This is a genomic window from Mucilaginibacter celer, assembly GCF_003576455.2.
GTDB lineage: Bacteria > Bacteroidota > Bacteroidia > Sphingobacteriales > Sphingobacteriaceae > Mucilaginibacter > Mucilaginibacter celer.
The window spans coordinates 3,960,997-3,976,034 of sequence record NZ_CP032869.1; the positions used below are offsets into that span (position 1 = coordinate 3,960,997).

Consider the following 15,038-nt stretch of genomic DNA (forward strand, 5'->3'; position numbering starts at 1 on the left):
ATATCAATCATTTAGTAACTGATAGCAATATAGCCCGCTTGTTTTAATGGAGGCTTTCAAATCTGCCAGTGATTGTTTTTTATCATGTTGCAAGAGAACATTGAAGATCGGGCGCGGCTCAAAACCCTGTTTTATATCATAAGGGTCTAACATGAGATAAAACCGCAACTGGTTATAACCGCATTTTGATGCATCAAAACCGCTTACCCTTACAAATACCTTGCTTAAACTGTCTGCCGCTTCCGGCACAGGCCCAAACGAGGTTGGGAATAGGTTGGAAAACATTGGCAGGTACAACGTGCCAAATCCGTCATTTTGGGAAGAATACGTTAGTTGCCCTTTGTCTCCATTGACCAACTCGGTTTTGAGGATTGTACCCGCTTTTTTATCGCCGGAGGCATCATTGCCAAGCTTTAACAAACCAAGCGCATTGGTGCCAAATTCCATGAGTGTTGTTTTGTTCTGTGCATCCGTTACCGTGCGGAGTGATGAAATCACGACATCTTTTACAATATAAGGGTTTTCAGAAAGCGGCTTTGCCAGTTCAACACTACGGACTGTTACCGGGGTGGTTAACAGACGCGCATAAAGCGCATTTTTCCTCACCGCGTCCGGGTAAGTTCCATCATGATAAATATAGACTAAGTTATATTGCACCCAATCTTTTATCGTTTGCAGATATGGCGCGCCGCAAAGCACAAGGTTAAGCTGGTTATAGCCTGTTTTAGATTGGTCAAACCCTTTGAGCTTAATGGTGATAGAATTAGTTGTGTCCAGCATTTTACCATTATCAATGCCACCTCCTTGCGCAACAGGATAGTTGGCATTCGACCATGAACCTAAGAACTGGTGCGTATTGTTATCGTAAGGGCCGACAGTTGGCTCAAAGTTATTGGTATTTATAAAACTCATACTGTTGGTGTTGCCAGCCCTTACGACAATATGATTGCCACCACCGAAAAATTCAGCAGCGGTAATTTTTTCATTGGCATCTGTCGCCAGCCTAATCGTGCTGATGCCGACCGTTTTCACCACATAACTTTTATAGGTTGTTGTATTGCCAACGGTCACGCCTTTATTGGGGTCGTTATCTGTGCCGCCGTTATTGTTGCCGCCGTTGTTATTGTTGTTACCCGGCGCAGGTGTATTGCTTTTACCGCAGCTAAAGAGCCATAGCGCAGTAAATAATATAAGGAAGAATTGTTTTATGTGCATGTTATTGTGATTTTGGGTTGGTAAATTTTCTTAAGTACAAAGACTGGTTATTGCAGGTAGATGGCCCCACACTTGTTACAAAGCCATGATTTCTCCCAATCGGCATATAAGCGGGGATAAACATTCCTGTTGTAGTTGAAATACGCGTAGAACAGATAGCCGCCAAAGCCTGCAATAACCAAAGCCCACAGCTCGCCCTGTTTCATCAGGAAAAGCCCTATAACAATCAAAACAATTGGGATGATTATTTTCTTCTTGTTAGGCGGCGCTGCTTTCATTGCTGTTATCGATTGGGATTTTCCCGTCGTTGTGGTTGTACCTCTTGAAAAACCTTGCCCAAATCCATAGTTTGTCGTGGTGCGGCTTGTGGCGCTGATATTCTGCGTTCCTTGTTCATAAACGAGGCTGAGCCTTTGTACATTGTCGGAATTACATTGTGTGCATTGCATAGCTTGATTGTTTTTAAAGAATTTGTTTAAGAAATGGAGAGATTAGGAGCGCCCGACTTATACACACTGGCTTTAACAATTGTGTTTTCTGGCTGATAGGTTGTAGCCATCGCAATCAATTCGACTTTAGGTAATCGTTCTTTGATTTGCGCAAGATTGCAGTGTGGCGCCAGCATGGAGGCCATGAAAAGAAAAAATAAGAAATGCTTCATAAAAGGGGTTAAAACGATTGCCTTAGCCCCTATCAGACAGGTGAATAAAAAAACAGCGTGGGGCCTCACAGACCGTCACGCCCCGCCAAGAGCGCATATGCGAGCAAGTAACCCCACGCTATGGCGTGCAGCAATAAACTTGATCTCGCATATTTCAGAGGTGTTTTACTTGGCGGGTTCGACGGTCTGAAACGAGTTCGCTATTCAGGAAATAAATACTCCCGAAGGTACGAACAAAAATCCGCGCCGCAATATTTATAAAGAGAAATTCATTTATTATATTTGAGCACTATGATTAGCGGTATATAACCCGCCAATTAAAGATCCCCTTACCGCGAGGGTTTTGGGGGCTTTTCTCCCATTGTTATTTTTGAGTTGTTAAACTAAGCCGCGCCATTACATCATCCATCGCACTATCTATTTCTTCATTCACAAAGTTATTCCCCATATAGCCCTCTGTTGTTTTTAAATCCGAGTGCCGGAAGATTTCTTGCAGTGCAGAAGCGCTGATAACGCCTTTCGCCATCTGTGCGAAGCTATGGCGGGATTTATGCGAGGTAGCCTGTTTATTGACCTTCGCCCCTTCCATGGCCTTTACCATGAACTTGTTATTCGCCTTGATGCGAACTTTGATATATTCCTGTACTGCCGCCTTGTCTTTCAGGTCAGGCAGTTTTTCCAGATCGGGAAACACCAAATTGTGTTTTGGATTGTCGCGCCTGTATTGGGCTAAGATGGCTTCCGCTTTTGGCGATACCTTTAGAGAGCCGCCCTTTTCATTTTTGCCCATCTTATAATACAAACGTCCATCTTCAAAGTCCGACCATTGCAGGCGCAGCACATCCGAGGCACGCATCCCGCCAAAGTAAAATGCAAACAACCACAAGTTACGGGCATGGTTTGGCTTTTCATCCAATTCGGCGTTTTCAAGGGCGATAATATCGGCAGGTGTTAAACCACTCTTTTTACTATCGGGAAACTTGATAACAATGCCGCCTTTGCCAAACGGGTAATATTTGGGATCGACCAGCTTATCGGTAATAGCCTGGTTATAAATTGAACGGATAACCACCAAATGGTTAACCGCCGTGCGTTCAGTAATGGTGCGTGTCCCTTTCAACCATGCTTTAAAGTCTTTGAGGAAAGTCACATCGATTTCCGGGAAATACACGTCCCGGTTATTCAAAAACTCTTTCAATCGCTTGATACGTGGCTTTTCAGCAGAGATACGGTTAAAGTTCCCGGCTTTTTCAAGGCGGGCAATATATAAATCTGCCTGTCTGAAAAATGTATTCTCTTTTGCTTTTTGGAAAGCCTTACCAATCACCTGCGATGATGTATCGGTGTTATTGGTTTCCAGTTCGATTAATTTGCTGCTTGCTTCCGAGAGCCTTTTGGCAATCATATTATTAAGTTGCGGCGCATTCGGATAAGACTTTTTAACGCGTTGCTTCTTGGCATCCCAATCGCTTAAGGCCACATGATGCCCTAACGAAATATAAGTCGTTTTACGATCTTTAGTTATCCTGATAACAAGCGGATAGGTGCCATCGGCCTTTTTGTTCTTACGAAGAACCGCACTTATTGAAGCCATAAATTAGTGATTTTGATTACTCAAAGATAAGCATTTTCAATCAATATCAGGACAACAATAGGACAACATTTTCTAATTTTTAATGATTTTCGATGGTTGCTAATGAATTTAAAACCGCATTTAAAGCCAATTAAAGCACATTTTGTTTTTCGATGGTTTAAATTTCGCAGGACTTAAAATCCTGTTCCCGTAAACGGAGTGCGGGTTCGATTCCCGCTCTGAGTACTTGAAAATCAAGCGATTAGGTGAAAGACACTAATCGCTTTTTTGTTGTCAAAAAATTCTGGTCTAACATTGGTCTAACATTTACAGGGATCAGTCTGAAAAGTTGGGGGGGGGGGGGGAATAAAAAAAGTATTTGATTTGCGAGTATACTAAGGATCAGTCCGAAAATTGTTGTATCTATCATTCTTTGCCTTTTTATTAATTTGATTTTTCTCCCGAACTTTAACTACCTTGAAATAATTATAAACCTGTCATGATAGAAATAGAAGTAAAAGCAAAGGGAACGTATCTTAAGGAACATTATCCTTTTGAAGATGTACCAAAACTATCCGATAAAAAACTTTGTATTCATTGCGATAAAGTTTTTACGGTAAAAGATTTCAAAGTATTCAAGGATGAGACTGGCTTCGAATATATTTGCTGTCCCAACGCTCTTGAATGTGATGGCACCGTAATAGATTGGTTTAGCGTAGATGAGGAGGAGAAGTTTTAATCTATAGCAGTCCACATCAGTATAAACATTGAGACAAAAAATTTTCACTTTGAAATGAGGATTGATCGTTTTTTTAAGCATCAATCATCTATTTCAAAATCTTCGAACTCTTGCGGGTTTTTAACATTATTTACAGAAAGTGCTTGTTTAAGGTCCGAGAGGCTTCTGATAATTTTTCCGTAATGAATAAAGTGATCGTTCTCTATTAATTGAAGATAATAATTAAATAGCCATTGCGCACTATATGGTTCGTTTATCCCTTCATTACATGCTAAACCAGCCTCCATCAACAAAAATGAGTGAACAAAATTCCATATTTTGCTATATCTCTCCCATCCGTTAAAAAAAATACCTCTCGCTGTTTCTGGTATTCCGATTTCACCAACATTATTCAAGTTGATTTCAAAATATGCCCAGCTTATTCTAATTGAAAAATCGTTGTACAATTCATCAACCTCCTTATATAGTTTTCTGGCAACCAACCAATTGCCCATCATTTTTTCGATATTTATTAAACAATAGTCAAGCGGTAGAGTTCTTAATAGATCAACTTTGGATTTAATTAGTGCCTTTGCTTCCTGAAGTTTTCCTTCCATGATATCAATTTTAGCTAAAGCAACAACCAGTTTGTCAATATTAAATTTCTTTATTCCAGTTTTCAAGATATTTCTTGCTTCCTGATTGTTGCCCGACTTTAATTCAATTTGTGATTTCAATAAATATAATTCAGGAGTTAAGGCGCTTGGATTTACCTGTTCTATAATATCTCTTGCAAGGTTAGGATTTCCTTCCTTAAATTCCAGTGATGCCAGAGCGCAGTATAAACTAGGGCTTTTTGTTATAATTATCCCATCATTAAGAACTTCTATAGCATTTTCTATATGTCTATTTTCAATATGTAACTTTGCCAACGCTATATACACGGAATCGTCCTGACAAATTTCTACACCAGTTTTTAGAATCCATTGGGGTGAAAATTGCAAGTCGTCCTCGCTTAATGTCGGAACATATAACAGTTTAATATTTCCCCGATCTTGTTGTTGTTTTTCAAAGTCTGCCCATAAGTGATATAATTTAGGATTTTTTGGATTTTTGTTAAAAGCTTCCTTAAATAACCATCGTGCAGAATATAAATCTTCATCATAATTTCCGAAATTACCTTTTTGGATTTCATCCTTAATGAAGATGTAGTACTGATGGAAAAAATATCTATAGCTAATTGCAGCCTTTAACAGGGAAATCGCAGTTTCCAGGTTAACGGACCTCATAAAAACTGGTATTTGAGCTACAAGATCAAATTTGTTAAAATAATCCCCTTTGACAGTTTCCTGTAATATATTATCATAGGTATCGAATAAATTTAATATCCCCGAATCCTGATCAAACAGGACCTCAAAATAAAGTTTGGCAATTTGGATATTCCTGGTATAAATTAAATTATCCCCTGATTCTTGAAAAAACGCCTCTTGTGAAAGCTGGTCGCGTATTGCTGAATATTCGCCTATTGATCCAATTCCTATGAGTTTTCTCAGCATTGTCTCCTGGCAATAAAGGGATCCGTGCAGTCCCCTTCCGAGAATTTCAATACTAACGATGTAGCCTATAGCCAGCAAGATTCGATCACAATTTTCCCATTTTTTGATGTTCCTGATTATATCGATAATGATAGCTTTAAAAGATTTACCTTGTGTAGCATAGATCATGATGGACAGAAGGAAATTAAAATCTTTATTTTCTTCTATAAATTTTTTAAGCCTTTCAGTCGATATGACCGTATTGTAGCCGGTTTTTTGTAGCAATGTTGTTATTGCTTCAGTTTCAAGGTTTGAAATCTTACGCAGAGCTATTTCTACACCCAGCCATGCCTCTAACTCCTTCGCATTTTTTCTTTTCAATAATGATTGCAGCCATTCGTTTTTCCTGGCTGCAAAAATAACTTTTACATTATTCAGGAATTTGATTTTTTTTACAAAATCATTCAATTCTGCTATGGTATCTGCACGGTCTATAATGATCAGGTAATTAATTTTAGGATCAAACTGAAGGTTTTGCGGGTCCAAATGCTTGAATACATTCCAGGAAAAATACACTTCGTAGTTTTTCTTAAAATAATAATCACCCGTTTGCATCAACAAAGTAGTTTTCCCCTCCCCTCCGGCACCTGTAATCAGGCACACTTTATTGGCTTCGAGATTTTCGATCACTTGGCTGAAACAGGAACGTTTAAAAGTATATTTCCGAATAACACTCCAGTCGACAGGCTGGCCTTCAAAGTATTTTTTAAAATAATCCCTATCCTTTTCCTCAAAATGATGCTTTGTTAGCTTTTCAAAATTGCTATTGCGGTCTATCTTGGGACTTCCTAATTGAACCCATTCCTTGTAAGAATCTTTGAAGTAACTTTTTAACAGTAAATTATCCTCGTCATCTTTTAACAAATAGCTTTGAATATCATCCCTATCATAGATTTTATACGTTCGTTTGGAAACCTTCTCGTATTTTTTTAATATGTCTATCAATGTAGTGGTCGGATAAGTCGAATAAAAACCAATAAAGCCATCACATTCTTCTAATCTGAGGTTAACATCTATAATTGGTTTTTCATCACTTTCTCTCACGGCACCGCCCTTACTCCGGTGTGCATAATGCTTACAGCTTACCAGATACTGTCGTTTAATAGGCGTGCCAAGATCGCTGGGGAGAATTTCTGATATGATTAGGTCTTTCCCTGTTCCACCGTCACTGCCAACTGTAGGTCTTTCCTCAATAGTTTTTCCCATGGACCTGAAAAAAGCTTTTGCAAACAACTCCCATTCAACATCATCTTTTATTTCTTTAAAGTTGACAATCATGATTTCTGGAATTTAAATAAAGGAAATAGCTTACAAATATGATCAGTGCATACAAAAAAGGATGAGCCAGATATTTTTCGGAATTAAAGTCATTAAATATGCAACTATAAATCTGTCAATTCGAAAATGGTTCAGGCGGTTTAATACAAATATTGGAATAAATATTAAATTTAAAAGCTTCACAACAATTGTTCTAATAATTTATTGGTGGTCAATTAATTTATTAGGGGCGTACGATCTTTATCAAGAAAATGAAATGCCACATCAATTGCTGGAAATTAGTTTACAATTTGACATTACGTAAAATGAATTTAGGCGCAATGTTAATTTTTTTTAAGTGTTCAAAAAATCCGGCAGGTTAAATTTTCGAACAGCTTTTAAAAGAAAATCGCAATGATTACTCACTTTTCTCGCTCGAATGCTTATTGGCATATTTTTTTAAAACCCGCTTTACTATCATCAAGAAGCCATAAATGTGTTCGACTATTTCCCAGGTATTGGTACAAAAGCAAATCAACACAAATCCCAATATAAAAATATCGGGCTTTGTTGTTTATCCCGCCCGATCAGCAAAATAAATTGATCTCTCCCCCTGCTGTTTGCCATCGAAATGATATCTTTACCGCCTGAAACACACGGCAATAATATTGTATACCGTTGACCTTAATCACAAAATGAAAAAAGCCTTATTACTTTATAGTATATTACTACTGTTTGCTATAAACGCCTTTGCACAATCGCCCAATATTAGTTTTATTAGCCCCACAACCGGCCCCGTTGGTTCAACAGTAACAATAGGCGGGCGCTACTTCAACGCAAGCGCAGCAAATAATATCGTGTTTTTTGGTGGCGTAAAGGCTGATGTAGTAACGGCAAGCGGCACATCTTTAACTGTAAAAGTGCCTGTTGGCGCTACATATAAACCTGTTTCGGTTTTAAATACAGCTAACGGCTTAACAGGTTATTCCATCTCTCCTTTCATACTTACTTCAGATAGTAAAAGTGCATTGGGCGCTGCCGATATCGACCCAAAGGTTGATCTGCAAACCGGTTACCTGCCTAAAAACATCTGCATGGCTGATATTGACGGCGACGGCAAACTGGATATGGCCATTTTAAATACATCCAGCAACAGCTACAGCATTTCAGTTTATCGTAATATAGCTGTTAAGGGTACCATAATCAATTCGTCGTTTGCTGCCAGGGTTGATATACAAACCGGCACCAAGCCTGTGGCGCTGGCATTGCAGGATATGGATGGCGACGGCAAGCCCGATTTGGTTGTAGCTAATCAAACCGATAATAACGTAACGGTTTATCATAACAGCAGTGTAAACGGAACTATTAATGCGGCATCATTTAGTCAGAAAGCTAATTTTACAACAGACACCGCTCCGTCAGGCATGGCTATCGGTGATGTTGACGGCGACGGGCGTCCTGACATTGTTACCACAAACGGAACCGTTGTATCTGTAATGCGTAACGTAACAACCAAAGGTACCATAACAAGTAATTCTTTTGCAACCCGGTTTGACATTACGGTGCCATTAAACGGTATTATACTTGCCGATTTTGATGCTGATGGCAAGCTTGATATGGCGGGCCTTGGCGCCGACGGGATCTCGGTATTGCGAAACCAGGAACAATTTACCGGTGTAATTGATAAAAACACATTTGCGGCCGGGATAAATTTCCCTGCCGATTGGAATACCACAACAATTGCAGCTGCCGACCTGAACAATGATACCAAGCCGGAACTGGTAACCGTTGATGGCTTCAATAACAGTGTATCCGTATTAGTCAATACAACTAATGGCAACGGTATTGACAACTCTGCATTTTTACCCAAAATCAGTTTTACAACCGGCAAACAGCCCAATAATTTAGCCTTTGATGACCTTGACGGCGATGGGCGCTTAGATATAGTGGCAACAAATAATGGAGACAACAGCATCTCTATTCTGAAAAATAATGGTAATGGTACCGCTGTTTCATTTACCGGTAAATTAGATCTCCCCGTTGCTCAGTTTGCGGGCAATGTTGCACTGGGCGATATTGACGGAGACGGACGGACGGATATTGTGGTTACCAATAATATCAGTATAGTATCGCTTTTTCGGAATAACCCAACCAATCCACCAATAATTACATCTATATTCCCGCTAAACGGGCCTGTAGGTTCTACAGTTACTATTACAGGCACCAATTTTAATAAAAAAGCCATAGCTAATAACGTGGTTTATTTTGGCGGGGCAAAGGCAACAGTAAAATCGGCTACTGATACGCAAATTATTGTTACTGTTCCTGCCGGATCAACCTATAAACCTATTACTATATTAAATAAGGAGACGGGGCGCTCTACCGCCTCGGCTCAACCGTTTAATGTTACTTACACCGGCAACCCCGGCATTAAGGCCCTGGATTTTGAAACTGCTCCGCTTACTTATGGCGGCAACCGCTTCATGAATATCGATCTGTCCGATTTAGACGGAGACGGTGCTCCCGACCTGGTATTTGCCTCGTTTCAGGACAAGGTTCTTTCTATAGCGCACAGCAAGGGGCTTTTGCCGGGCCACGAGTCTGATCAATATGATAACCCGGTACAGATGAACATGGGCAACCTCATTAACGGGCTTCAAATTGGTGATATGGATGGTGATGGGAAACCGGATATCGTAGTTGTAAGCGCCGCGGCCGAAAAGGTGTATGTATTGCGAAATATTTCAACTGCCGGAAATATAGCTTTCGAGCCACCTCTCGCTTTGGTTATCGATCAATATAATTACCAAAGCGGTATGATCCTGGCCGATATGGATGCTGATGGCAAGCCGGATATTGTATCAGACGCTTTTTACAGTGCCGGCATTACTTACTACCGTAACACATCAACTGCCGGACATCTGTCATTCACAACAACAAGTACATTTTTTGAGAGTAATGGCGGGCGGGATTTAAACTTTGGAGATATAGACGGAGACGGCAAACCCGATCTTATTTTTGGCTATTACGATCCAGGTTTCGACTACAATACGGGTCTTTATATTTCGAGGAACATTTCTACGGGTAACAAAACTGCTTTCAGCAAGGCGGTAAAGATGTCTAATTATTATTCGTATTATTCAGGCGCGATAAAACTGGCAGATTTTAACGGTGATAATAAACTGGATATTGCGATAGCGGGCCAATGGATTTTTCAAAACGCGTCTGTTAAAGGTGTTATTGATGATAAATCCATGGCGACTCCGTATATTTTAAATACCGGCAGTAATCCCGATCCATACGAAGCCTTTAACGTAGGCGATATAGACGGTGATGGAAAACCGGATATCGTACTTTCAAAATCAACTACTTACGAGCACGGCGTCACAGCTATTTTTCATAATAAAAGTATACGCTCTAACATCGATTTCGATCCTTCTGTAGATATTGATATAACCAACAACCCCGGCAACCTGGCCATAGCAGATATTAACGGCGACGGCTTCCCGGATTTATTGCCGGCGTTTAACTATGGGATACAACCTTTGTATTATAACCCCCAGGTACCCGTTACTCCGCCTCAAATAACCGGAGTTAGCCCGTTAAAAGGCCCGGCGGGTACACAGGTAAATATTACGGGCAGCGGCTTTAACACACAATCATCAAGTAATACAGTTGTAATAGGTAAGATAAGCCAGGTGGTTACTACTACCTCGGCTACCAGCTTAACCGCAACCCTGCCTGCCAGCAGTGTTTATGACAAAATTACCGTTACCAATAATTATAATAACCGGGTGAGTAATTCGTGGGAGCCATTTGTTACCACGTTTAATTCGAAAAACAGCATCCTGGCTACAGATTTTAGTGATCCTGCATATATCCGTACCAACTCCAATGATGATAACCTTATACTGGCCGATATGGATGGCGATGGTAAACCCGACCTTGTGAGCCTTATCGATTCCAATTATCATCATAGTACCATGTCAATTTACCGCAATATCGCCTCAAAGGGAAAGGCGCTTAACAGCGCCTCATTTGCGGCCAAAGTTAATTTTTACCCTGCCGACGTTATTGCTGTAACAGACGTTAACGGCGATGGTAAACCCGATATTTTAAGCAGAGGCGGCGGACCTTATCCAAACGGTAATAGTTTTAGCATTTACCCCAACACTTCTACACCAGGCAAATTATCATTTGGTCCGGCTACTTTTACCCTAACGGCAAACTCTACGCTGGCAACAACAGCGGCCGATATTGACGGCGATGGGCTGGTTGATATTATATCAACCGGTAATCAGGATATCGGCGCAGTTAGGGTATCTGCTAATATTTCTACCAGGCTGCAACCGCTTAAATTTAATGCCGAAATAAACTACCCCACAAGTTCGACCGCGGCCGGGCTGGTAGTTAATGATCTTGATGGAGACGGTAAACCGGATATTATAACAGGCAATGCTAACGGTAGTGTTTCGGTTTTAAGGAATAAGGCAATTGCCAGCCAGATCAGCTATGCGTCTTTCGATTCAGAAATTAATATAAATATCGGCAAAACCTTACCTGTTATACCGGTAGTTGGCGATATTGATGGCGACGGTAAGCCTGATATTATTTTAAGCAGTACAATCGATTCTACTTTTTGTGTATTGCGCAACACCTCGGTTTTAGGTAAAATCAGTTTTGCGCCTAAAGTCGAATTTCATACCACGCAATTGTTCAGGCTGATACTGGCCGATTTGGATGGCGACGGAAAACCCGATATCATTACATCGCAAACAAATGATTATACAAAGCCAACCGGTTTTGGCATTTTCAGAAATGTAAGTTCGGTTGGTAGTTTTAACACCAATTCGCTTTCGCCTGTAATAGAGGTAACAACCGGCTCTATTTTACATATCGTCGCCGGCGATCTGGATGGCGACAGCAAACCCGACCTTGTGGTTAATGCCGATTACGGGGTTTTGGCTTTATTTCAAAATAACCCGCACACAGCAGGCAAACCGGTAATAAGCGCTTTTGGACCAACACAAGCAGCTAAGGGTGCTGTTGTTACCATAAAAGGCACCGATTTCACGGGTGCAACCGGTGTTAGTTTTGGCGGTACGCCAGCCGCATCCTTTAACGTAGCAGCACCGGGTATAATTACAGCCGTAATTGGCGATGGTAACAGCGGAGCGGTGTCGGTTACTACACCATTGGGTACCGGCCAGCTTGGTGGTTTTACTTATGGCCCGCCCAAAAGCGTCGGCGCAGTTATAACACCGCTGGCCGATGTAGTTAACCTAAGTTTGGATAAAAAAGGAGATAAAAATATTACCCTGGCCGATATTGCTACGGTTACCTCAGCAAGTGCCAGTCCCAAAATAACGCTCTCTCCGTCAAGCTTTAGCTGCGCCACGGTTGGTAATCAAACCGTTACTGTAAAGGTTGATGATACAGGGGCAGCAATTAACCCGGGAGCGGTGAAATTTGACAGGCCAACGTCAATCGCTTTTGATGCCATGGGCAACATGTATGTTACCGATTATAATAATTACAGGCTGCGGAAGATTACGCCGGGTGGTGTAGTAAGTACAGTAGCAGGTAACGGCAATAATGAAGCTAAGGAAGGAAAGGGAACTGCTGCCGGCATTGCCTTCCCTATGGCGGTAGCGGCCGATGCCTTTAACAATTTATATGTAGGAGGAAACGGTATCATCAAAATAGATGCCCAGCTTAACGTATCCGCATTAGCGGGAGGCAGGCCTCCTGTTGATGGTTATGCTTATCCAGGCTCGGGAATGAGTGCAGCCTTTGGTGTATCTGGTATGGCCATTGCGCCCGATGGTACTTTATATGCCGCTTACGATGGCGGCGGAACAATTGTTAAAGTTACGCAAACAGGGGTTGCAACTTTATTAGCCGGCGTTTATGGCAGAGGAAAACAAGATGGCCCCGGCAGGCAGGCATCATTTGATAGTCCCGAAGATATAACCATTGCCGCCAACGGTATGCTGTATGTAGCCGATGCCAATAACAGTGCTATCCGCAAAGTTACGCCCGCCGGAGTAGTATCTACCTTAGCATTAAAAGGCCCCGAAGCTTTTATATACCCTACGGCTATTGCGGCCGGGCCGGCAAATACCTTATATATTTTAAACGGTAATTCAGTAGCACAAATAGCTGCCGATGGTACGGTTAAAACCATAGCGGGTAGTAAAGATGCTGCCGGAGCTTATGTTGACGGAGCAGGCAATATGGCCAGGTTTAAAAACCCGGCAGATATAGCCCTTGATGCCAGTGGCAACATATACGTGGCTGACGGCAATAACTGCATCCGTAAAATAGACGGAAAAACCGGCAAGGTAAGCACGTTTGCAGGTGGCGAAAAAGGCTACCTTAACGGTAGCATCGGTTCGGCAGCATCGTCGGTAACAGCCCAGGTAAAGGTTAAAGTAATGAGCATGCTTATTATAAATACCGCTTTTACCGATAAGCTATTGCCGTTGGGCACCGATGGTAAAGCAACTTTGCCAAATTACACCAATAATGTTTCTGTTTCGGGCAGTTGCGGCACCGCCCTGGTTAAAATATCGCAATTGCCTGCGGCCGGCACCAAAATTAATGCCGCGGATAAAGTAACGGTTACCATTACTGCTGCCGATAGCACCGGAGCGAGTATTTCAAAGTCATTTACCGCTACTGCCGATGTTAATAAAGTAATTGTGTTTAATCCGATGAATGCAGTGGTTTACGGCGCCGCAGATTTTGCACCCGATATAGTGCCCCCCACAGGCAGTACTGTTAAATTAAGCAGTACCAACCCGTTAGTGGCCAGTATTGAGGATAATAAAATACACGTCAACGCAGTGGGTACCGTTATAATTGTAGCAACCTCATCAGGTTTGTATCCAGGCCAGGCAACCAGACAATTGGAGATAAAACCAGCAACACTAAGTATTGCAGCCGACGATAAAATCCGTTATATCGGCCAACCTAACCCTGCTTTTACATTTACTTATACCGGTTTTGTAAATGGCGATAGTAAGGCTAACATCAATGTGCTTCCAGGCGCCTTCACAAAAGCTACCACATCTTCGGCGGCCGGTACTTATCCCATTACCGTAAGCGGCGCAGTGGTAACCAATTATGATATAACTTATTTACCGGGCATGTTAACAATTACCAATACCCTGCCGCCGGGCAACTTTGCTGTAGCGGTAACAAGCGCCACATGCAAGGGTTCAAAAAACGGCAGTATCAGTATCACAGCAGCGCAAAGCCTTGACTATACGGCTACGCTTACAGGCGGCACCAACGTTAGTATGCCGTTTACAACTAACGGCGTAATCAACAACCTGGGTGCCGGCGCTTATAACCTCTGCATAACTATTGCCGGGCAAAGCGGCTATAGCCAATGCTATACCCTCGTGATTACCGAACCAAAAGATCTTTCGATGTATACCCTGGTTAGCCAGGATAAAAAAACAGTTCAATTATCCATGAGCGGCGCAGGCGAGTACCATATTAACCTTAACGGAACTTCGTATATTACCCGCGATAGCCTGGTAAATTTACCGCTCATGACGGGTAAAAATAGTCTCAGCATTACCAGCGATAAATATTGCCAGGGTGTTATTGAAAAAATTATTAATGTATCTGAAAGTATATTGATATACCCTAACGCTTTCGAAAATTCGCTGTACATCAATTTAACTAACCAAAACCCCTCTTCTGTTCGTGCCGAAATTTACTCGGCTATGGGTGCTTTGGTATACAGCAATAAATTTAACAGCCCGCCTAACCCGTTCAGGCTTGATGTTTCAAACATCCACATTGCCGGCATTTATACACTGAGGTTAACAATTGACGGCAGCCAGTATACATTTAAAATAATGAAGAAATGAGGATGAGCTTCTTTTATAAAGCTGAGACGATAAATTAATAACTGATAGATAAAAAGGTATTTACCTGGCAAAATAATCTGGTGAAGGGAGAGGCAAGCATCCAATAAATAACGTTTTGCCACGTTGTTTACAG

7 protein-coding genes are annotated in these 15,038 nt (G+C 41.5%); 2 read left to right on the forward strand and 5 right to left on the reverse strand.

The features are described 5' to 3' along the window. Positions 1-3 precede the first annotated feature (3 nt). From HYN43_RS15910 to HYN43_RS15925, 4 genes are all read right to left on the reverse strand, one after another. Positions 4-1,215 (reverse strand): hypothetical protein, encoded by a 1,212-nt coding sequence (locus tag HYN43_RS15910; RefSeq protein WP_119410286.1) that lies wholly within the window; start codon positions 1,213-1,215, stop codon positions 4-6. Positions 1,216-1,262: 47 nt separating this feature from the next. Continuing rightward, positions 1,263-1,493 (reverse strand): hypothetical protein, encoded by a 231-nt coding sequence (locus HYN43_RS15915; RefSeq protein ID WP_119410287.1) that lies wholly within the window; start codon positions 1,491-1,493, stop codon positions 1,263-1,265. A 197-nt stretch (positions 1,494-1,690) separates the two neighbouring features. Beyond that, the gene (locus HYN43_RS30425) at positions 1,691-1,876 is read right to left on the reverse strand and encodes a hypothetical protein (protein WP_162996515.1); all 186 of its coding nucleotides are present in this window, start codon (positions 1,874-1,876) and stop codon (positions 1,691-1,693) included. 364 nt (positions 1,877-2,240) lie between these two features. Continuing rightward, the gene (locus tag HYN43_RS15925; protein ID WP_119410289.1) at positions 2,241-3,470 is read right to left on the reverse strand and encodes a site-specific integrase; all 1,230 of its coding nucleotides are present in this window, start codon (positions 3,468-3,470) and stop codon (positions 2,241-2,243) included. A 478-nt stretch (positions 3,471-3,948) separates the two neighbouring features. Between HYN43_RS15925 and HYN43_RS15930 the strand changes: the two genes are divergently transcribed. Then, positions 3,949-4,188: a hypothetical protein gene (locus HYN43_RS15930; RefSeq protein WP_119410290.1), complete on the forward strand. Its 240-nt coding sequence runs from the start codon at positions 3,949-3,951 to the stop codon at positions 4,186-4,188. Positions 4,189-4,268: 80 nt separating this feature from the next. Here HYN43_RS15930 and HYN43_RS15935 read toward each other — a convergent pair whose 3' ends face one another. After that, positions 4,269-7,040, reverse strand: coding sequence for a P-loop NTPase (locus HYN43_RS15935; RefSeq protein ID WP_119410291.1), 2,772 nt, complete (start codon positions 7,038-7,040; stop codon positions 4,269-4,271). Positions 7,041-7,714: 674 nt separating this feature from the next. Between HYN43_RS15935 and HYN43_RS15945 the strand changes: the two genes are divergently transcribed. Continuing rightward, a complete protein-coding gene (locus HYN43_RS15945) occupies positions 7,715-14,905 on the forward strand; it encodes an FG-GAP-like repeat-containing protein (RefSeq protein ID WP_162996516.1) in 7,191 nt (2,396 codons plus the stop codon). Positions 14,906-15,038 lie beyond the last annotated feature (133 nt).